We start from the raw sequence: 21,195 nt of genomic DNA on the forward strand, positions 1-21,195 counted from the left end.
CCCACCGGCGGTGGGCCGCCGCCGGCGCGCCGGGCGCCTACCGCGCGGCCGACGGGTCCGCGACCAGGACGGCGGGGCCGACGGGATCCGCGGGGATGAGCGGCAGCACGGAGCTGACGGTGCGCAGGCGCGGGCCGTCGGCGCTGGGCTGGCCGTCCGCGGCGTCCCCGCCAGACGGCGGGCCGGCCGGTTTCCCGAGCAGCTCGGTCACGCCCACGGGGCCGCCGGAGACGGAAAGGGTGCCGCCGGAGTAGCCGGCCGGAAGCGCGACGGCGACAGCGCCTCCGCCGGGAACCATCACCGCGTGGCCGTCGAGCCGCGCCGTCGCCGGGCCGGCGGGCGCCGCGAGCAGCAGCGCGCCGGCCGTGCCCGGCGGGATGGGCGGGACATCCAGATAGGGCACCAGCGAGTGGTCCGCAAGCGAGGAGCGGGCGGTGGCGGACGCCGCGACGCCGGGTGCCTGCCCATCCGCGGGCACCGGGGTGCCGGCGACCCAGACCCCACCGTCCGCACCCGCACCCGCGGCCGTGCCGTCGGCCGCGCGGCCGCCGTCCGGAGCGCCGGACGGCAGCCGCAGTCCGGCGACGACCGGGGCCGGGCCCGCCGTCTCGACCAGCACACCGACGGACTCACCGCGGGGCAGCGTCAGCGGGATCGACGTCGCCTCGCCTCCGGGCACCGCCACGGCGTCGAGGCCGGCCGGACTGGTGGGCCTGCCGCTGGCCGTCACCAGGCGGACGCGGACCCGTGCGTCCGTCGCGGGAGCCGCGACGACCAGCTCGGCGGCGGCCCCACCGGCTCCCGGCGGGGCCAGCACGGGGCCGACCAGCACCGCGCGCGCCGGCGCGGCCGTGCCGGGGACCGGGGCGAGATCCCAGGCCCCGCCGTCGCTCGGCCGGTCGACCAGCCAGGACGACACCCGCCCGGCCCTGACCTCGACGCCGACCACGGCCGCCGCCGCCTCGGGCGCGACGGCCGCGAGGCGCTGGCCCGTGGTCTCACCGGGAGGCACCACTACCTCGGTGACGGTCGGCGCCCTGCCGGGCGCGAGGGCATGGACGGCGAGCCGGGCCGGCGCCGAGCCCAGATTCGCCAGGAAGAGAAACGGGTCGTGACCGGCCCCTGTCGCCGGGCCGGCGAACCAGGCCCAGCCGGCGGACGGCCCGCACAGGTCCCGCACCGGCCCCGCCGGGCCGCCAGGCGCCGTCACCGTCGCCGACAGGTTCGCCACGGTGCTGCCCCGCAGCGCCACCGGCCGGCCGGAGGAGACCTCCAGCCGCATCAGCCCGGCCTGGTCGGCCGCTGACAGCCCGGCGAGCGCCGCGAGGCCGGGCGGAGGCTGCGGCGCTGGCGCCGCGGCGAGCCTGGCGAGCCCGGCCTGCTCCCCGGGCGGCAGTGCCGCGAGCGCCGCCAGCGCCTTCGCGTCAGCCTCCGACTTCAGGGCGGACAGCGCCTGGCGGGTGTCCGGCGCCAGGCTGGCGAGCCCGGAGAGGTCCGACGGAGCGGGGCGCGGGGCCGCGACGGGCGGCGGCTGGGCGCCGGGCACCTCCAGGTGGCCTCGGCGTGCGTCGCCGCGCAGCACCGCCGTCGCCGGCGGGTGCCACGCGGACGGCCCGTCCGTGCCCGCGGCGCCGCTCCCCGCCGCCTCCTCCCCCGCCGCCTGGTCGGGCGAGCCGCCGTCCTCGCTGCCTGGGGCGGCGCCGCCCCCGTCGCCCGCGACGAGGGCCGCGGCGACCTGGCCGCGGGTGTCGGAACGGGCGATGTCGATCCGGGTCGGCGCCCGGCCCGCCGAGCCGAGGTCAGGGCAGACCAGGGCGCGGCTGCTCGGCGGGGCGCCCACCCGGTAGGCGGTCTCGGCGGCGACCGGCTCCCCTGGTGGCGCCAGCATCGGCAGCTTGTCAGGCACCAGCACCGCCGCGGTCGCGATCACCGCCATCCCCGCCACCGAGGCCGTGACCGCCGCGGGCACCGGCCCCCACCGGCGGCGGCGCGCCCTGTCGTCGCTCATCCGCCCGCCCACCAGACCGTGGCGCCGCCCCGGCGGCGCCGCCAGGCGCAGGCCCTGGTCGACAGGGCGGCCAGCGCCAGGGCGCCGACGATCGCCGCCTCGACGACGACGAGCGCGCGGTGCGGCGTGTGGTCGTAGCGCACCTGGACCTCGCCCGCCGGGCCCCCGGGCACCTCGAACGCCTGCGCCCAGCCCCAGGCGGCCACGGGTGTGAGCGGGCGGCCCGCCAGGGTCGCCCGCCAGCCGGGGTCCGCCGGCTCGGCCAGCACCAACAGCCGCCCGGCCGGTCCCGCGGGCAGCAGGCCGTCGGACGACGTCTCGAAGGATGACGCCGACGCACCCGTGCGCGCCTCGGGCCGGGAACGCGCGAGCGCCGCGCCGGGACCCATCACCACCCGCCCGACGGCCGCGGCGCGGACCGCCGCGACGCCGCCCGTCCCCGGGTGGCCGGATCGGCCGACGGGGCCGGAACGGGCGGCGACGGCGAGCCCAGGGGGCAGCAGCCGCGCCTCGGCGGCGGCGCCGAGGCCTGGCGCGAGCCGCCAGTAGTAGCCATCGAGCCTGGTCTGGTCGCGTTCGAGACCGTCGGAGGCGTCGAGCGCGCCGGCGAGCCGGCTGGTCGCGTCGGCCGGGACGTGGGCCGCGTCTCCGGGCCGGCCGCCGTCCGCCGGAACGAACACGGCTCCGGCTCCGAGAGCTGGGAGCGCTGAGGCGCCCCAGCCGCCGCCCACCGTCAGGTCCGCCACGGCGAAGGAGAGGAACTCGGCCGCGGGCCGGGACGAGCCGCCCGCCGCGTCGACGATCGTCGGGCCATGGCCACCGGTCAGCGTGTACGTCACGCCACCGGCCGACGGGCGCAGTACGAGGGTGCGGCCCGCTCCCGACTGGGCGGCGACCACGGCGTCGGCGGCGTCGCCGAGCGGGCCCTCGTCGGCCCAGCCGGCGGGATCGGGTGGGGTGCCGAGCGCGCCCGCGGCCCGCGCGAACAGCAGGGCCGGCGCGAGGATGACGAGGGCGGTGAGCGCCACCGCGCGGCTGCCCGCGAGCCGCCTGGCCGGCGCCGCGCCGCCGGCACCCGCGTTCGCTCGCCCGGTACGTGAGCCCAGCGATGCCGCCCAGGCGGCCCCGACGGCCCCCAGCAGCGCGGCGGCGGTGAGCGCGTCCTGGCCGGTGACCCAGCCGGCGGCGGCGACCAGCCAGCAGGCGCCGATCGCGGGCCGCGCGGCGCGGCCGCCGACGGACGCGGCCAGCACACAGGTGAGCACGAACGCGACGATCGCGTACCCGTCACCGCCGCGCGGCGACGGCTCGTCGACCAGAACGGACAGCAGGCCGGCCTTCCCGGCGCGCGCCCCCACCCACAGGGCGGGCAGCAGCGGCGCGCAGCCAGCCGCGACAACGATCGCGACGCGCCCGGCCCGTCGCCGACGAACGCGGCTCGCACCCGCGGCCGTCAGGCCCCGGCCGCCAGGGGCGCTGGGAGCGCCGGCGCCGGCGCCGTCGGCGGCGCCAGGGGCACGTGGGCGCGCGGCGAGCGCGCCCGCGACGAGTCCGACGGTGGCGACCAGCAACAGCCGTGGCGAGCAGGCGACGCCCACGATCAGCGCCGCGGCGAGCGCCCACACACGCGACCAGCCATCAGCCACCCCGTGGATACCCCGGATGCCAGGCCCCGCGGCGGCACCGGTGGACGCGGCGAACAGCCGGACGGCACCCCCGAGAATGAGCGGAGCCGTCATTGAGGCGCCCAGCGCCGCCAGGTTGCCGGCCAGCGCCGCCGTGGTCACCGGTGGCGCGAACGCGTAGCAGGCGGCCAGGCCGAGACGCGCCCACGGCGTCAGCGCGCCTATCGCTCGGGCCGCGCGATAGGCCGCGAGCCCGGCCAGCGCCGGAGCGGCGACGAGCAGGACACGCGCGGCGAGCTCGGGACGACCGCCCAGGGCCGACGACAGCGTGGCGAGCAGCGGGGTCCAAGAGGGTGCGGGTCCCGGCCCGCCGGGCAGCCCGCCGGCCGGGCCGACCCAGCCAGACCACACCGCCGCCCACAGATCGGCCGCGCCGGGTGGCAGTGGCGCGCCCCGGCCGCCGATCCGGCCCATCCCGGTGAGCGCCCAGCCCGCGGCCACGCCCAGCAGCACGAACAGGATCGCCGGCTGGCGGGGCACTCGGCCGGTCGCCGTCGGCCGCGGGTCCGCGCTGGCCGCGCGCGTCTCGGCCCCACCCGCTCTCCAATCCGCCGCGGCCGGCGCCACCGTGCCGCCCGCCCTCCCCGCCGCGTCCTTCGGGACGGCTCCGCCGGTGGTCGAGGTGACCTCGGCCGGAGCGATGGCATCGGCCGGCGGGTGGCCGGGGTGAGACAGCAGCCCGCGCAACGCGCGGGCGGGCACCTGGCGCGTCTGGCGGCAGCGCCCGGCCAGCCGCCACAGCCGCGCCGGGTCGGCGAGCACGCTCGCGAGCACGAGCGCCTCGGTCACCGCCGCGTGCCCCCGGCCGCGCGCGAGCGCGAGCGCGGCCCGGCCGGCGCCGGCGAGGACCAGGCCGGCCACGGCGGTGGGGATGCCCAGCGCGCCGGACTGCGCGAGCCGGACCCGCAGGGCGTCCGCCCGCTCGACGTGATCGGCCCGCCCACGGGCCGGTGCGCCGACGCGGAAGCCTTCGGGCTCGGCACCGGTGCCACGCGGCGCGGCGGGCACGGCGGGAAGGAGGCGGGCCGACGGGACCGCGACGACGCGCAGCCCGGCGCGCCAGGCGCGCCAGCACAGATCGAGGTCGTCGGCACGGCCGGCGAGCGGGTTCGGCCCGTCGAGCAGTCGCCAGGCGTCCGCACGGACCAGCGCGCCGGCCCGCTCGACGGCCAGCACGTCGCGGACCGCGAGCGCGTCGCCCGGCGCGGGTCGGCGCCGCCCCGCCCGGTCCACGGTCACGCCGACCGGGCCAAGCACCGCGGCCCCCGGGTCGAGCGCCGCGCAGGCGAGCAGGCGGTCGAGCGCGTCGGGCTCGGGTCGGGTGGACCCGTCGAGCAGCCAGACGAACCCGCCGTCTGGTGGTGCCGCACCGCCCTGGCGCAGCGCTCGATCGATCGCGCCGGCGGGCGAGGGACCGGCGACCGGGACAGGGACGACCCGGTCCACCGGGCGGACCTGGCCGGCGACCGCCGCGAGCGCGGCGGCCGGGACGGGTTCCTGGGACGGCCCGCCCTGCGCGGGAATGGCGACGCCGCGTCCTCTGGAGGAGGCGGGCAACGTCACGACCGCCACGACGACCGGCGATGTGCCCGGGCCTCCGGAAAGCTCCCCCAAGCCCTCCGAGCCGGCCCGGACACCTGCGCTTGTCATATCGCCCAAACCGGTCGACGGTTCCAAGCCACCCGTACGTGCGGTTCGGTGCGATGGCGACGAATCGCCCTCGCTGGCCGCGCCCGGCGGAGGTTCGGTTGAGCCCGTCTGGCCCACCGCGGTCTCCACCGGGCGCCCGCGGCCGCGCTATACGGCCCGGCGGCGCTGCTTGCGCCGTTCGCGCTCGGACATGCCGCCCCAGATGCCGAACCGCTCATCTTTGGCGAGTGCGTACTCCAGGCACTCGGCGCGGACCTCGCAGCCGGAGCAGATGCGCTTGGCCTCCCTCGTCGAGCCGCCCTTCTCCGGGAAGAACGCCTCCGGGTCGGTCTGGGCGCACAGCGCGCGTTCCTGCCACTCCATGACCTCACCGAGCAGGTCACCCAGCCCGATGTCGATCACCTCGGCGAGCGGCGGACGGCCGGCGTCGCCGGCGAACGGGTGATGGCCCTGGCCATCAACCGGCACCCCCGCCGCGACCAGCTCGTCGCCGCCGTCCTCGTCGTCCTCGATGTCGGCGTCGTCGTCCACGTCGTCCCCGTCGTCCACGTTCTCGTCGTCCGCGTCGAGGGCGTCGGCCGCCCCGGACGCGGCTCTGGGCACGGCGGCCTCGTCCGCGCGCTGGGGGGCGGCATGGGCGAGGCCAGCCGCGGCGGCGGGCTGAGGTACGCCGCCCGGCGCACGCGGGATGTCCAGGGGCTCGGGCGCGACCCGGCCGGTGCAGGCCGCCAGAGTAGCGGGCACGCGCAGCTCAGCGCGGGCGTGCGAGTCCGCGGGTGCCCTGGGCACCGGCGGGCGCGGCATGCCGGGGACGCTGGGCCGCTGCGCGAGCGGCGGCGTGGGCGGCCCGACCGCGACGTCGTGGCTACCCGCCAGGTGGTCGACGGGACGTGTGACATCGGCGAAGACCCGGCCGGGCGCGTGCTCGTCGGCGCGCGTCCGCAGGCCCACAGGCGGCGTCGCGCGGACACCCGCGTCGGTGTGTTCCATCAGGGACCCCTCCAGACCCGTCGCGGTGCGGTCGGTCACCCCCCGGGCGCCGGCGCGCAGGTAACTGGTGTCCACACCGACAGAATCGCCATTACCAAAACGGCCCCGTCGGCGGGGGGAATGACACGCCGGTAATTACACGTGCCGGAGTCGACTTGCGTCAACCCTACCGGCGCAACATCTTCTACAACCAGCGACCTGACCATAGCTCACAGTCACTGGGCGCCGTGACGGAGGGTCCCCTCATTGAGGCACCCCGTTACGCGCAGCAGTAGCGACCCACTCAGGATCGCCCGGCTATCGTCGAGCCGTAGTCCCCCACATACGCTGCGGAACCGGACCCCGCACACCAGGGGACAACAGGCGCGTACCCTCCCGGACCACCTTGCAACCACACGGCGCAGCCAGCAGCCAGTTACGGGATGTAGTGACTCCAGTGGGTCGCCGCGTGGGGGGTGGTCTCGGGACCTCGGCCTCAGAAGACGAGGGGGAGGGCGGTGCGGTGGGGCTCCGCCCTGGCCGTGTCCAAACGCTCCCGCGGGACCTCCCCATAGGTGGTGGTCCGCTGCCGCGCCGGGCGGCCGGCCAACGCCGCGACCTCCTCGAGCTCCTCGATGGAGCGCCGGGAGCCGTGCTGGGAGCCGGCCATCCGGCTGATCGTCTCCTCCATCAACGTGCCGCCGATGTCGTTGACGCCGCCGGCGAGCACGGCCCGGCAGCCCTCGGTGCCAAGCTTCACCCACGAGCACTGGATGTTGGAGATCGCGCCGTGCAGCAGGATCCTGGCCATCGCGTGCACGGCCCGGTTCTCCTGCGCGGTCGGCCCTGGCCGGGCGACACCGGCCAGGTAGATGGGCGCGCTGTGGTGGACGAACGGCAGCGCGACGAACTCGGTGAACCCGCCGGTGTCCTCCTGGATCGAGCGCAGCAGCCGCAGGTGCGCCACCCAGTGCGCCGGAGAGTCGACGTGGCCGTACATCATCGTCGCCGACGAGCGCAGCCCGACCCGGTGCGCTGTCGTCACCACCTCCACCCAGGCGGAGGTGGGCAGCTTGCCCTTGGTCAGCACCCAGCGGACCTCGTCGTCGAGGATCTCGGCCGCCGTACCGGGGATCGTGTCGAGGCCGGCCTCCTTGGCCGAGGTCAGCCAGTCGGCCACCGACAGGCCGGTCCTGCTGACGCCGTTCATCACCTCCATCGGCGAGAACGCGTGTAGGTGCATCCCCGGCGCGGCCCGCTTGATCTCGCGCGCGAGGTCGAAGTAGGCCGTCCCTGGCAGGTCGGGGTGGATGCCGCCCTGCACGCACACCTCGGTGGCGCCGATCTCCCAGGCCTCGGTGGCGCGCGTGCCGACCTCGGCGAACGACAGCGTGTAGGCGTCGGCGTCGTCGCGGCGCTGGGCGAACGCGCAGAACCGGCAGCCTGTGTAGCAGACGTTGGTGAAGTTGATGTTGCGGTTGATGACGTAGGTGACGTCGTCGCCGACGGTGTCGCGGCGCAGGTCGTCGGCGAGCGCGCACAGCGCGTCCAGCTCCGGCCCGGCCGCGCCGAACAGCGCCAGCGCCTCCGTGTCCGAGATCCCGGCCGGGTCGGCGGCGGCGTGCCGCAACGCCGCGAGCACCTCCCGGTCACCGCGCCGGGGTGTCGGAAGGGCCGGCCTTCCCAGACCGGCGGGAGCCCCCGCCTCGGCGGGCACCTCCGGCGACGCCGCGCCCCCGCCGTTCGCCGCGGCGGCGCGCGAGCCGGTGCCGATGACCCCGTCCGCGCCCGTGCCGGCGGCGCTGACCTGGGCGCGAAGCGTGGCCCAGTCGCCATAGACGCTGTCGAAGTCCGCCCGCCGGTCGGCTTCCCGGCCGGTGGTGTCGATCGTCGCGTGCAGGTCGGCCCGCCCGCTGCTGTCGGCGAAGCCGCCGTCCGGCTCCTGCCAGGGCAGGCCGACGGGCGCGGCTCCCGGCGCGAGCAGCCCGTCCGGCCCCGCGAGCGCCCCGACATGCGCGGTCAGCCGCGGGTCGAGCCAGGGCTCGGACTGGTACGGCGGGTACACGGTCAGCCTGGGGCGCAACTCGAAGCCGGCCGCCCCGGTGGCCGCACGCAGGACGTCGAGCGCCGGCCACGGGCGCTCGGGGTTGACGTGATCCGGGGTGACCGGCGAGACCCCGCCCCAGTCGTCGATGCCGGCGGAGATCAGCAGCGCGCACTCGTCCGCGTCGACCAGGTTCGGCGGGGCCTGCACCCGTGCGCCGGGGCCGAGCACCAGCCGGGTGACGGCCACCGCGGCGGCGAGCTCCTCGGCGCCCACGTCCGGGTCGCCGCGCATCGCGGTGTCGTCCTTGGCCCGGAAGTTCTGGACGATCACCTCCTGGATCGAGCCGTAGGCCCGGGAGACGCGGCGCAGCGCGAAGATCGTCTCGGCCCGCTCGGTCCTGTTCTCGCCGATGCCGAGCAGCAGGCCGGTGGTGAACGGGACGCCAAGGCGCCCGGCGTCCTCCAGCACGCGCAGCCGGACGTCCGGATCCTTGTCCGGCGAGCCGAAGTGCGGCCCACCCTGCTCGGTGAACAGCCGGCGGGCGGTCGTCTCGAGCATCATCCCCATCGACGGGGCGACCGGCTTGAGCCGGGCGAGCTCGGCCCAGCTGAGCACCCCCGGGTTCAGGTGCGGCAGCAGGCCGGTCTCCTCCAGCACCGCGACCGCGGCGGCCCGCAGGTAGGCCAGGGTGGAGTCGTAGCCCCGCTCGTCGAGCCACTCCTTGGCCGCCGGCCAGCGGTCCTCAGGCCGGTCGCCCAGCGTGAACAACGCCTCGGCGCAGCCGGCCGCCGCGCCGGCGCGCGCGATCTCGAGAACCTCCTCGATTTCCAGGTAGGCGGCGGGAAGCCGGTGCGGGACCGTCGCGAACGTGCAGTAGTGGCATCGGTCCCGGCAGAGCCGGGTGAGCGGGATGAACACCTTCGGTGAGTACGTGACCACTCCCGGGCGGCCGGCCGACGCGAGCCCGGCGTCGCGGACCCGGGCCGCGGAGGCGGCCAGATCACGCAGGTCGTCCCCCCGGGCCGCCAGCAGCACCGCCGCCTCCGTGACGTCCAGCGTCGCCCCGTCCCGCGCCCGGCGCAGCGCCCGGCGCAGCGCGGACGCGGACGGCGGTGGCTCCGGCGGGCCGGCGTGGAGGGCCGGCTGGCCGTCGGTACGGAGTGAGGAACCGGTGCTGGTCAATGCGTCCACCTGGTGATCGAACGGCCCGCCCGGGTCGGCCGCGCCCGGCACCGGCAGGTGGCCGGGCGGGCGCCGCCGGGGCGACGGGTGCGGTCAGGACTGTGCAACACATACCGTCGCCCGCGCCAGAGAACAGGACCGGACCACCCGGTACGCGAGCAACCCATGCTCACGCCCTTCAACCACCCCCTGCGCCCCGGCCATCCCCGGATCCAGGGCGGCGAAGCTGATCCGGGAAGATCCACGACCGGCGGCGCGGCGACGAGGAGCCGAGCCAGTCGAGCTAGCCGGGCGCGCGGCCGGCGCCGCGGGCTCTCGCGCCCGCGCCCGCGCCGCGGCGCAGGCCGTCGAGGGTGCCGAGCAGGAAGTTGGTCCGCCGTCTCGCGGCCACGGCGGCGCTGCGGGCCGCGGCGCGCCGGCCACTGGCGTCGGACAGGTCGCGGTGGATCTGTTCCTGGCGCTCCGCGGCCACCTGGGGGGCGCGGGCACCGGCCAGGGCGCGGTTCATGGATGCTGACAGGGAGTCGAGGCTCTTCGCGCCGCTGTTGGCGGCGCTGGAGGTGCTGGAGCTACTGGTCCTGGCGTGACGGCTCTCGGACATGGCAATCCCTTCAGCGAACCCGGCGTCGGCCCCACTGCCGCGAAGAGCCGTGATGCTGTTGCTCACCCACCGAGCCCGTGCCGGGCACCCGTCGGCCCGCCGCGGCGGATCGACGGAGCAGCCTGGATCGGTGGGGTCCCTGGCGGGCACTGGCCTGGATAGTTCCAGTGGAGATCGGTGGAGCCGCGCCGACATGACTGTTGGATTCAGCTCCACTCTCACAGGTCTCTCGGAGAAGAATCAAGAGGTTGTGACGGCAATGGCAAAGCTCTCCAACCGGCCCAATCCGGCCGAGCCGCCAGCCATCGCCCACGGCCAACCCCAGCGTCCACGTTTGTTCAGGCAGGCCCGGACAGACAGGCACGCGGCACTCCTCCATATACGGCCTCTGCCCAGGCCGCATGTCGTTACCCTGATCGGGTGCCACGAAACCGCCAGGAGGTCCCGCGCGAGGAACGGATAGATGCGCTCCTCGCCGTCGCTGAGGAACAGTTCCTCGCCCGTGGCTTCGCCGGAACATCCGTGGCGGAGATCGCGCGTGCCGCCGGCATCGAGCCGGGCTCCGTGTACTGGTACTTCCGCACGAAGGACCACGCGTTCGCGGCGGTGCTCAACCGGCTGCTCGACGGGGAGATCGACCGCGTCGGCGAGCTTCCGGGCGAGCCGGCCGACCGGCTGTTCGCCGCGCTGGACTCGGTCGAGCGCCGCCGCACCCTGCACCCGTGCGTCGCCGAGCGGGCACCGCACGCGCCGCCGGTGATGGAGTACCACGAGCGGCTGCACGAATGGCTGCACGGACTGGCGCTGGCCGCCGTCACCCATCTGGTGCCGGCGCCGGACCGGGAGACCGCCGCCGACGCCGTCGTCGCGACGATCGAGGGCGGCCTCGCCAACCCCGCGCCCACCCGCCCGACCAGCTCCCTCGTCCGCTACCTGCTCGCCGCACTCGCCGCCTAAGGCGGTCGGGCCGGGGTTCCTGCCGGATCGGCGGAGCTTGCGGACGGGGTCCCTGCCGGATCGGCGAAGCCGATCTGGCAGGTCGTGATCTGGGAGGTCCGGGACGCGCCGCCCCGCCATCGGACGCTGAGCGGCGTGCGGCGCTGGACGCGCGCCCTGCCTGTCGGACGCTGAGCGGCGTGCGGCGCTGGACGCGCGCCCTGCCTGTCGGACGCTGAGCGTCCTCCCCACGTGGTTCCGGGCCCTGGCATATGGCGGTGGCCCGGCTGATCTCGCTCGACGAGGTGGCCGGGTTGGCACTGCGCTGAGGCGCCGTCGCCAGCTGTGGTTAGGTAACGCGCGTTGCTCGCCAGGACGTGGCCGGGTTGGCACTGCGCTGAGGCGCCGTCGCCAGCTGTGGTCGGGTAACGCGCGTTACTCGCCAGGGCGTGGCCGGGTTGGCACTGCGCTGAGGCGCCGTCGCCAGCTGTGGTCGGGTAACGCGCGTTACTCGCCAGAACGACAGCGCCCGCGACCTTGGGTCGCGGGGCGCTGCTGGTGGTGATCAACGATGCAATCTAGGTCACGGACAGGTGCCGCCCATCGTCGGCGACGCCTACGGGGTGGTGGTGTCGCCACCGTTCATGACGAGCGGGCCGTTCTCGGTGACGTCGAGCGTGCCGCCGGAGGCGCCGGACTCGGGCGCGGTCGGCGAGTCCCAGGTGGCACCCTCCAGATCCGGGTTGGAGTACTTCTTCACGAACTCGAAGACGGCGTCCGAGGAGACCGTGCCGCAGCGCTGGGTGCGGTCCCAGGCGGTGAGCACGAAGTGCCGGTTGTCGGCGAAGTCCGACCGGGTCCACGGGACCGCGATGAACCGGCTGCCAGCGGCGGCCGCGACGTTCTTCAGCTGGGTGATCTGGTCGCTCGGCAGCTTGGAGTCGTACCAGCCGATCACGAAGCCGTGCTCCAGGTTGTGTACCGCCCGCTCGATGCGGATGCCCGAGTCCGGGTTGTAGAAGCGGATCGCGTCCGGCAACGGGTCGCCGTCGTGGTTGCCCGATGACGGCGGGGTCTGCTTGTAGTCGACGGTCTGGTCGGCGGTCACATGGGTCTGGCCCTGCTGGGCCTGGTTGAGCACGCCCGTGCAGTTGGCGGCCGTCGCCGCCGCTGTGGGCGCGGCGACGTAGCCAACCTTGTGGGTGGACGCCGCCTTGTGGTTGCTCGAGATCGTGATGATGAGGACCACGGCAAGCAGCACCACCGCGAGGGTGCCGGCCGTGCCGTAGATGAGGATGGCGCGCCGGCGTTCCTTGCGCTTCTGCTCGCGGCGCAGCGCCTCAAGGCGGGCGTTGCGCTCGGCGGTCTTCTTAGCCACGGTCGAATCCTACGAACTGTCAAATGTCAGCGGTGGAGGAGGAAGGTTCCAGCGTCGCGCGGCGGGCGGGGAGCCGCCCGCACGGCCGGGTGGCCGACGGCCACGGCGCCGAGCGGCGACCACCCCGCGGGCAGGTCCAGCACGCGGCGGACCACGTCGGGGCAGAACAGGGTGCTCGACACCCACGCCGAGCCGAGCCCCTCCGTGGCCAGCGCCACGAGGAAGTTCTGCACCCCGGCGCCACCGGCGACGGCGAACATCCGTTCCTCCGCCTCGGCCCGGCGAGCGTCCGGGTAGACGTGCGCGCCGTCGTCGGTGACCAGGGGCACCACCAGCACCGGGGCGGCGGCGAGCACGTCCCCGCGCCGCAGCCGCCGGGTGACGGCCCCCTCGTCGAAGCCGTCCCGCCGCAGGTCGTCGGCCCAGGCGGCCCGCATCTCGGCGAGCAGCTCGGCCCGCCGCTCGGTCACGACGACGAACCGCCACGGCGTGGTGTGGTGCGGCGCCGGGGCCGTCACGGCCGCCGCCACGGCCCGCTCGATCGCCGCCGGGTCGACCGGGGCATCCGTGAACGCCCGCACGGTGCGCCGCTCGGCCAGCGCCGCCCGCCGGGCCTCGAGGGTGCCAAGCCGGAACAGGTCCTCGGCCGGCGGGCGGACGACCGACCGCACGCCCCGCCCGTCGTCCGGCACGGCCGCGAAGCCGCGCACCAGCGCGACCGGGGTGCCGGTGAGCTTGCCCTTCACCAGCTCCGCCGCCGCGGCGAGCTGGTCGGCCTCGGCGACCTCGGTCATCCCGAGCTCGTTGCCGTAGCCGTCGACGTCGCCGATGTGGCTGCGCAGCGCCGCCATCCCGGCCAGCCCGATCGCCTGGTCGACCACGCCACGCCGCCAGGGCCGGCCGGCGGTGTCACTCACGACGACGGCCACCTCGGCGCCGAGGCGAGCGGCGAGGCCGGCGCGCAGCCGCCGCGCGCTCTCGTCGGCGTCGAGCGGCAGCAGGGCAAGGCTGTCCTTGGCGATGTTGGATGCGTCCACACCGGCCGCGGCCAGCACGAAGCCGTGGCTGGTCTCGACGATCCTGGTCGGCCCGCGGCTGGCGACGTCGCGGACAGTCTCGGCCTCGACGGCCGCGAGCCGGGCGGCCTCGCGGTCACCCGTCACCCGGACGATCCGCCCCTCCGCCTTGGACACGATCTTCGAGGTGACGACGAGCACGTCACCGTCGACGAGGACGATCCCGGCGGCGGCCGCGGCGGTGGCGATCGCCGCCGCGAGGTCGTCACCCGGGCGGATCTCGCCGATACCCGGCACCGGGATGATCCGCAGCTCGCCGCGCTCCGGGTTCACAGCGCCCGCGCGCGCGCTCCTGTGCTCAGACACCGGCCAGCTCCAGCGCGGCGCGCACGATCGCGACCGTCGCGTCCAGGTCGCTCATCAACAGCGGGTGCGCCGTCACCCGCACCCCCGGCACGGTCACGCCCGCGTCGACGGTGTCGACCAGCCAGCCGTCGAGCAGGCCGTCGGCCCGGGCGGGTGGGGCGCCCTCGCCGGCCCGGCGGGCTCCGTAGTGCCGGCCGACGGCCTCGGCGGACGTCTCGACGCCGATCGCGCGCAGGCAGGCGTCCGCCATCCCGCGCACGGGGCTTCCGCCGATGATGGGCGACACCCCGACGACCGGAGCCGCCGTCTCCCTCAACGCGTCCCGGATGCCGGGCACCGACAGGATCGAGCCGATCGAGACCACGGGGTTCGACGGCGGCAGCAGCACGACGTCCGCCTCGGCCAGCGCGTCGAGCACGCCGGGTGCCGGCTTCGCGTCCGCCGCCCCCACCGAGACGATCGCCTCGGCCGGCACCTCGGCGCGCAGCCGCAGCCACCACTCCTGGAAGTGGATGGCCCGCCGGCCCGCCTCGTCGGAGATGACGACGTGCGTCTCCACCCGGTCGTCGCTCATGGGAATCAGCCGGATGCCGGGCCGCCAGCGCTGGCAGAGCGCCGCGGTGACGTCGGAGAGCGAGAAGCCGGCGGCGAGCATCTGGGTGCGGACCAGGTGGGTGGCGAGGTCCCGGTCGCCGAGGCCGAACCAGGCGGGGCCGACGCCGTACTCGGCGAGCTCGGCCCGCACGGTGAAGGTCTCGTCCTCGCGCCCCCAGCCCCGTTCGGCGGAGATACCCCCGCCCAGGGTGTACATCACCGTGTCGAGATCGGGGCTGATGTTCAGTCGATGCAGGATGATGTCGTCGCCGGTGTTACCGACGACGGTCACATCCGCGTCCGCGAGCGCCGCCTGTACCCCGCGCAGGAACCGCGCGCCGCCGATGCCCCCAGCCAGAGCCGTCACCTTCACGTCTCGAAAGGCTAGTACCGGCCGACAACGGGAGCCGCCGCTGTACGCCGAGCCGTGTCGTCTCCAAGCGGACGATCATCGAATCGCGACCTGCCAGCACGAGCGGCGACGAGCCCGACCCCGCATGTGGTGCCTGTCCCGAGGCCGACTGGCGGGGCGGACCGCTGGCCGGTCGCCAGACGGACCCGACTCGTTACTATTCGCGCTATGAAGATCGGGCCCGAAACCCGGGCAGGGCGGCTTGCGCAGCGTTTCTCACTGCATCCGATGTTTCAGCGGTTCGGGCCGTCGATCGTGCCGCCGATCGACCGGGCGCTGCACAAGGTCAGCGGTGGACGGCTGATGATCGGGCAGATGATGCTGCCCATGGTGATGCTGGAGCACACCGGTGCCCGCACCGGCCAGCCGCGGCGCACGCCGCTGGCGACGATGCCCGACGGTGACGGCTACTGGCTGGTCGGCAGCAACTACGGCCGGTCGGGCCACCCGGCCTGGACGGCGAACCTGCAGGCCCATCCGGACGTCGCCGTGGTGCACAAGGCAAAGCGGCGCGAGCTGCGGGCCCGTCTTGTCGACGGTGCCGAGCGGGACGAGATCTGGCCCAGGCTGACGACCTTCTGGCCCGGCTACGCGGCCTACGCGAAGATCAACGAACCCGCGCTCGACGGCGGCCGCGTCCTGCGCGTCTTCCGCCTCGACCCCCGCTAGAGACGCCACACTGGCGAGCGCCAAGCGCGACCCCGCGCACACCGGTGACAGCGCCTCAGCGCGGCCGCGTCCTGCGCATCTTCCGGCTCGACCCCCGCTAGGGAGGTCTTCCGCCCGACCCTATTAGGGACGTCCCGCTGGCGACTTCCAAGCGCGGCCTTGCGCACACCAGTGACAGCGCATTAAGCGCAGTGCCAACCTAGCCACGTCCTCAGCCCGGCACCACGTCAGCCACGGCCATACGCCTGTACCCGGCACCACGCACAGAGGACGCTCAGCGTCCGACAGGCAGGGCGCGCGTCCAGCGCCGCCCGCCGCATGCCCTTAGCTCTGGTCGGAGCTGAAGCGGACGCAGCCGGACGGCAGGATGCTGCCGGGAAAGACCCGCACGCCGGCGCGCAACTCGTTGCCCGGCTCGATGCGGGCGCCGTCGCCGACGACGACATCATCCAGCACGACGCCGTCGCAGATCACCGCGTCCCGGCCAACCACCGAGTCGCGGACCACCGCGCCGCAGCCGACGGCCGCGCCGTCGAAGAGCACAGCGCCGTCCACGGTCGCCCCGCCGCCCACCGCGGCGCCCGCGCCGATAGTGGCGCCGCCGCACAGCTTCGCGTCGGCGGCGACGGTCGCCCCGTCCAGCACCAGCGCCTCGCCGACCGGCCCGGGCAGGGCGGAGGACGCGATCCGGCCCTGTACCAGGTCGCGGGAGCCGCGGACGAAGGCGGCCGGGGTACCCAGGTCCAGCCAGTAGGTGCTGTCCGGGTAGGCCACGATCGGCACGCCGGCCGCCAGCAGGCCGGGGAAGGTCTCCCGTTCGACCGACACTGGCCGTCCAGCCGGGATGTCGTCGATCACCGAGCGGCGGAACACGTAGCAGCCGGCGTTGATCAGATTGGTCGGCGGCTCGAGGGTCTTCTCCAGGAACTCCTTCACCCGGCCGTGCTCGTCGGTCGGCACGACGCCGAACGCGCGCGGGTCCTCGACCTCGGTGAGGTGCAGGGTGACCGCGGCGCCGCTGTCGGTGTGCCGGGCGATGAGCGCCTGGATGTCGAGCCCGGACAGGATGTCACCGTTGAAGATGACCACCGGGTCGTCCGGGCCGCAGCGCAGGAAGCCGGCGACGTTGCGGATCGCGCCCCCGGTGCCCAGCGGCTCGGTCTCGGTCACATATGCCAACTCGAGGCCGAGGGCCGACCCGTCGCCGAAGTACTCCTCGAAGACCTCGGCCTTGTACGACGTGGCGAGCACGACACGGTCGATCCCGGCGTCGCGCGCGCGGGCAAGCATGTGCGCGGTGACGGGCACCCCGGCGACCGGAAGCATCGGCTTGGGGGCAGACATCGTCAACGGCCGAAGCCGGGTGCCCTTGCCCCCCACCAGCATCACTGCGTCCATGGCCGCCAGTTTTCCAGACTCCGAGCAGGGAGATGAGGCCACCCGTCCAAGTGGACCCGATCGCCCTGAAAACGAAACCCCACAGCCGTACGCGGTTTACCACCCACAGTGCGAACCCGCGCTCCGGAACATCATCACCTGAAGACTCTCCCTGACCACGCTCGGACCACCAGACGGAGATCACCTGAACCCGGGCCCGCCCTGGAGAAGACCCGGTCAAGAGGAACTGACCAATCCATCAAGAAACCACGAAGGGCCCTCCACGCCACCCCACGGAGCGGGGCCCGACCCGGGTGTCAGCGCGGGCGGGTACCGGTAGCCAGCATTTCGGCGGACCGGGTGGCCCGGGCGCCGGCGCTGTCCTTGGCGAACGCCAGCGCGAGCGCGAGCCGAGCGCCCAGCCCCAGCGTGACCAGCACCCGCAGCGGCAGGTACGCCGGCCCTGAGTACTGGCGGCACAGGTAGCGCACCATGCTGCGGTGGTGGGCGACGACCATCCGGCGCGACGTGCGCGTCGTGGAGTGCCCGCCCAGGTGCTCGACGACCGCGCTGGGCACGTAGACGCTGCTCCAGTCGGCGAGCCCGAGCCGGCGGCCGAGGTCGACGTCCTCCATGAACATGAAGTACGACTCGTCGAAACCGGCGACCGCCTCGAACGCCTCCCGGCGCAGCAGCTGGACCGAGCCGGACAGCCAGCCGGTGGTCATCTCCTTCGGCGCGCCGCGTTCCCGCCGGTAGGAGGCCGTCCACGGGTTCGTCGGCCAGAACCAGCCGAACAGCGCGTGCCCGGCGCCGCGGCCGAGCGAGGGCAGGTCACGGGCGGAGGGATAGAGCGCGCCGTCCGGGTTGACGATGCCCGGGCCGAACGCGCCACCGCGCGGCCAGCGGGCGGCGGCGTCGACCAGCTCGTCCAACGAGCCTGGGATGAACGAGATGTCCGCGTTGGCGACGACGATCCAGTCCCCGCGGGCGCCGGCCGCGCCACGGTTGGCGGCGGCGCCGTAGCCGAGGTTGCGACCCGGCCGGACCAGCCGCGCCTCGGGCCGCCGGGCGGCCGCGGCGGTGGCCTCGTCCAGCTCGGGCGAGTTGTCGACGATGACGACCTCATAGCTACGCGCCGTCGCCTTGGCCAACGTGTCCAGGAAGGCGCCAATGACCTCACCGGACCGGTAGGTCACGACGACGACCCGGATCTCCGGCTCAGCACTCACCAACAGGCCCTCTTTTCTGGTTCGCTCCGTGCGGGCACGGCGCTACGGCCCCTTACTCGCTTCGCTCCCAAGGGACCTCCGCGCCGTGTCCTCCTCCGCTCACGTGCGCTACGGCGACCTCCGCTGCGGCCCAACCCACGTCGCTTCGCTCGTGGGCCGGGCCTCCGCGGAGGCACGCCTCCGCGCCAGCCCGGGTGCTCGCCGCTGTACATCACCAATCCACAAGCAGCCCGGTCCGGAGCCGACCCACCGGGGGCCAGGTCACGCCCTCCGGCCGCCACGATGGGGTCCCGGGTCCGCCCGGCTCTTAGGCGTCCGCGGCGGCGCGGGCGTAGCTGGCCAGGTGCGCGTCGGCGCAGGCCGCCCAGGTGAACTCGCGAGCGCGGGCGAGGCCGGCGGCGGCGAGCTGGGCGCGCCGGTCGGCGTCGTCGAGCAGCGCGCCGAGCTCACGGGCGATCGAGTCGACGTCGGGCTGGGTGTACGCGACCGCGTCGCCGCCGACCTCCGGCAGCGAGAGCCGGGGGGTGGTGAGCACCGGGGCGCCACAGGCCATCGCCTCCAGCACCGGCAGGCCGAACCCCTCGCCGTGCGAGGGGTAGGCGACCAGTTCCGAGCCGCCCAGGTACCCGGGCAGGTCGGAGAAGCGCAGGTAGCCGGGCCGCAGCACGCGCAGGTGGCTCGGCACGGCGGCGATGGCGGCGTCCACCTCGTCGTCCCAGCCGGAGCCGCCCGCGAGCACCAGGGCCGGCGGCTCGTCGCGCCAGTGCACCGCCTCGGCCCAGGCGCGGATGAGGTTCGGCACGTTCTTGCGCGGTTCGAGCATGCCCAGGAAGGCGACGTAGCGGCGGTCGCCGAGGCCGAGGCGCATGCGCACCCGGCGCTTGTCCTCGTCCGTCGGCGGATGGAAGGTCGCCGTGTCGACGCCGTGATAGGCGACGTCGGTCGTGGTCGGCTCGCCGTCGAGGACGCGGACCAGCTCGTCGCGGGTGGCCTTGGACGGCACGATGATCCGGTCGGCCTTGCGGACCGCGGTGCGCATGGCCGAGCGGAAGAACGTCCCCTTGACGGCGGTGTGCATCTCCGGCTCGGTGAAGAACGTGACGTCGTGGATCGTCACGCACACCGGCCGCTGCGCGCGCAGCGGCATCGTGTAGTGCGGCGAGTGGATCACGTCCGCGGCGACCTGCTCGGCTACCAGGGGGAGGCCGGTCTGTTCCCAGGCGAGCCGGGCCGGCCGGTGCGCGATGGCGGCGGGCCCGGACAGAACGGTGGCGTCTGGTGCCATCCGGCTGTATCTTTCTTCGTCCGACCGTTGGCACACCAGCGCCAGATCGGCGCCGGCCGCGCCAAGAGCCGCTACCAGCCCATCGACATAGCGCCCGACACCGCCACGGTCCGCTGGAACCGAGGTGGCGTCGACGAGCACCCGGGGTCCCACGGCGCTCCCTCCACCGAGACGTGCTGCCAGTCTCTCGTCTGTCCGAATCGGGTCAGATTTCTGGGGAGCGCGCAGCACCTTGTCACGCCCCGTCAGCCCACTTCTACCGCCGTCCGCTCCGCCCGCGCCGAGGGATGTCCCTCGAATGTTCGGACGGTGCATGCGACCGGGGCAACACTACGCCCGCCCGTCAGCGGCGACGGACATGGCCGGGGGAACCGCTGACTCGACGGTAGAGGGCCCAGCACGCCCGCGCTGCCTCAATCCAGTTAAAGTGCCGAGCCCGCTCGCGGCCGAAGTCCGACAGCCGCGCGCGCAGCGCGGAATCACCAGCGATCCGGATCACCGCGGCGGCGAGCGCCCGTGGGTCGTCGACCGGCACGACGACCCCCGCCGGGCCCGCGACCTCGACGAGCGCGGGCACGTCCGAGATGACGACCGGCACCCCGTGTGCCATCGCCTCCACGACGGGCAGGCCGAAGCCCTCGGACCGCGACGGCATGACCAGCGCGGTGGTGCGTGACAGCACCACCGCGAGGTCGGCGTCGTCGATCCGGCCGAGCGAGCGGAACCGCCCTACCGGCACTCCGAGCTTCTTCGCCTCCATGTCCGCGTCCAGCCCGCCCCAGCCCGACTGTCCGACATGCAACAGCGGCAGCCGGGCCGCGGGGCCGGTGAGCATCCCCAGGGCCGCAAGCGCCACTTCCAGGCCCTTGCGCGGCTCCAGGGTGGCCAACGTCAGCAGGTAGCCACCGGCCGGCAGGCCCAGGCGGCGCGCCCGCCCGTCGGCATCCGGGCCGAGGCGCAGAACCGCGTCGGCGGGGCCCTCGCCGATGACGTGCATCCGGCCGTCGGGCACCCGCAGGAAGGGGCGCAGATCCTCGGCGACGGCGAGGGTGGGAACGACGATCGCGTCGGCGGTATGGGCGGCGCGCTCGCCCATCTCCTGGTGCCAGCGGGCGCCGTGCGGCGTGAGTGTGCGGGGGTGGGTCCAGGGGACGGCGTCGTGGATCGTGACCACGAGCGCCGTGCCCTTCCGCCTCGGCGGTAGCAGCAGCGTCGGGGCGTGCACGACGTCGACACCGGTCGGCGCCGGACCGACGCCTCGCGCCCAGGCCGCCGCCAGCGCTCTGCGCCCCAGCGGGAGCCGCAACGGGCCGAGTACGCCGGGGATCGCCGCGTCGGCCGCCGGCGCCGCCTGCGCACCTGGGATCCGGCCGCCGGTAAGCCGGCCGAGGGCGGCGCCACCGAGGCGCGCGGGGAAGCCCGTCGGCCGGTGCTCGGGGCGCAGCGCGCACCAGCTGGTGACGCCGTCACCCGGGACGGCGGTGCGTGCCAGCGCGGCGGCGAGCTCGGCCGTGTAGCGGCCGGTGCCGCCCGGCACCGGCGCGAGCATCTGTTCGACCAGGAAACCCACCCGCACGGGTCCGGCCCCCTCTCAGTGCTTCTGGGACGGGGGCCTCCGGAGGTGCGAAGGAGGAGCATTTTCGCACCTCCTTTGGCCCTCTAGTGCTTCTGGGACGGGGGCCTCCGGAGGTGCGAAGGAGGAGCATTTTCGCACCTCCTTTGGCCCTCCAGTGCTTCTGGGACGGGGGCCTCCGGAGGTGCGAAGGAGGAGCATTTTCGCACCTCCTT

13 protein-coding genes and 1 pseudogene are annotated in these 21,195 nt (G+C 75.1%); 2 read left to right on the plus strand and 12 right to left on the minus strand.

The genetic code is table 11. From position 1 onward, the window contains the following. Window positions 1–37 precede the first annotated feature (37 nt). The 5 genes from QOZ89_RS05330 to QOZ89_RS05350 form a co-directional block, all read right to left on the minus strand. Complete coding sequence (locus QOZ89_RS05330) at window positions 38–2,008, minus strand: DUF5719 family protein (RefSeq protein WP_312623139.1); 1,971 nt, start codon at window positions 2,006–2,008, stop codon at window positions 38–40. Next, window positions 2,005–5,343 carry a glycosyltransferase gene (locus QOZ89_RS05335; protein WP_312623140.1) on the minus strand — a complete coding sequence of 1,113 codons (3,339 nt, stop codon included), beginning with the start codon at window positions 5,341–5,343 and terminating at the stop codon, window positions 2,005–2,007. The genes QOZ89_RS05330 and QOZ89_RS05335 overlap by 4 nt, the downstream gene beginning before the upstream one ends. Window positions 5,344–5,490: 147 nt before the next feature. Continuing rightward, window positions 5,491–5,706: a WhiB family transcriptional regulator gene (locus QOZ89_RS05340; protein ID WP_198543480.1), complete on the minus strand. Its 216-nt coding sequence runs from the start codon at window positions 5,704–5,706 to the stop codon at window positions 5,491–5,493. 1,102 nt (window positions 5,707–6,808) lie between these two features. Then, complete coding sequence (locus QOZ89_RS05345) at window positions 6,809–9,541, minus strand: bifunctional FO biosynthesis protein CofGH (RefSeq protein WP_312623141.1); 2,733 nt, start codon at window positions 9,539–9,541, stop codon at window positions 6,809–6,811. A gap of 283 nt (window positions 9,542–9,824) precedes the next feature. Then, window positions 9,825–10,142, minus strand: coding sequence for a hypothetical protein (locus QOZ89_RS05350; RefSeq protein ID WP_198543479.1), 318 nt, complete (start codon window positions 10,140–10,142; stop codon window positions 9,825–9,827). A gap of 420 nt (window positions 10,143–10,562) precedes the next feature. Here QOZ89_RS05350 and QOZ89_RS05355 point away from each other — a divergent pair, with 420 nt between their 5' ends. After that, window positions 10,563–11,099 (plus strand): TetR/AcrR family transcriptional regulator, encoded by a 537-nt coding sequence (locus QOZ89_RS05355; protein ID WP_071052117.1) that lies wholly within the window; start codon window positions 10,563–10,565, stop codon window positions 11,097–11,099. Window positions 11,100–11,694: 595 nt separating this feature from the next. On the opposite strand, the gene QOZ89_RS05360 is transcribed toward QOZ89_RS05355, so the two are convergent. The 3 genes from QOZ89_RS05360 to cofD are packed head-to-tail and all read right to left on the minus strand — an operon-like array spanning window position 11,695 to window position 14,805. Next, window positions 11,695–12,456 carry a thioredoxin-like domain-containing protein gene (locus QOZ89_RS05360; protein ID WP_312623142.1) on the minus strand — a complete coding sequence of 254 codons (762 nt, stop codon included), beginning with the start codon at window positions 12,454–12,456 and terminating at the stop codon, window positions 11,695–11,697. 26 nt (window positions 12,457–12,482) lie between these two features. Further along, window positions 12,483–13,838, minus strand: coding sequence for a coenzyme F420-0:L-glutamate ligase (locus QOZ89_RS05365; RefSeq protein WP_312623143.1), 1,356 nt, complete (start codon window positions 13,836–13,838; stop codon window positions 12,483–12,485). After that, a complete protein-coding gene (cofD, locus tag QOZ89_RS05370; protein WP_071052120.1) occupies window positions 13,831–14,805 on the minus strand; it encodes a 2-phospho-L-lactate transferase in 975 nt (324 codons plus the stop codon). Before cofD ends, QOZ89_RS05365 begins: the two co-directional genes overlap by 8 nt. A 267-nt stretch (window positions 14,806–15,072) precedes the next feature. Between cofD and QOZ89_RS05375 the strand changes: the two genes are divergently transcribed. Next, on the plus strand, window positions 15,073–15,513 hold the full coding sequence (locus tag QOZ89_RS05375; RefSeq protein WP_312623144.1) for a nitroreductase family deazaflavin-dependent oxidoreductase: 441 nt from the start codon (window positions 15,073–15,075) through the stop codon (window positions 15,511–15,513). Between the two features lie 324 nt (window positions 15,514–15,837). On the opposite strand, the gene manB is transcribed toward QOZ89_RS05375, so the two are convergent. From manB to QOZ89_RS05395, 4 genes and pseudogenes are all read right to left on the minus strand, one after another. Next, window positions 15,838–16,911, minus strand: a complete 1,074-nt coding sequence (gene manB, locus QOZ89_RS05380) for a mannose-1-phosphate guanylyltransferase (RefSeq protein WP_312623145.1) — start codon at window positions 16,909–16,911, stop codon at window positions 15,838–15,840. A gap of 296 nt (window positions 16,912–17,207) precedes the next feature. Next, complete coding sequence (locus QOZ89_RS05385) at window positions 17,208–18,122, minus strand: glycosyltransferase (protein ID WP_312623146.1); 915 nt, start codon at window positions 18,120–18,122, stop codon at window positions 17,208–17,210. 307 nt (window positions 18,123–18,429) lie between these two features. Further along, window positions 18,430–19,560 (minus strand): glycosyltransferase family 4 protein, encoded by a 1,131-nt coding sequence (locus tag QOZ89_RS05390; protein ID WP_071052690.1) that lies wholly within the window; start codon window positions 19,558–19,560, stop codon window positions 18,430–18,432. Window positions 19,561–19,737: 177 nt separating this feature from the next. Beyond that, window positions 19,738–20,983: pseudogene (locus QOZ89_RS05395) on the minus strand (glycosyltransferase family 4 protein). Between the last annotated feature and the right edge of the window lie 212 nt (window positions 20,984–21,195).

It is taken from the genome of Pseudofrankia coriaricola, assembly GCF_032027725.1.
In the GTDB taxonomy this organism is placed as follows: Bacteria; Actinomycetota; Actinomycetes; order Frankiales; family Frankiaceae; genus Pseudofrankia.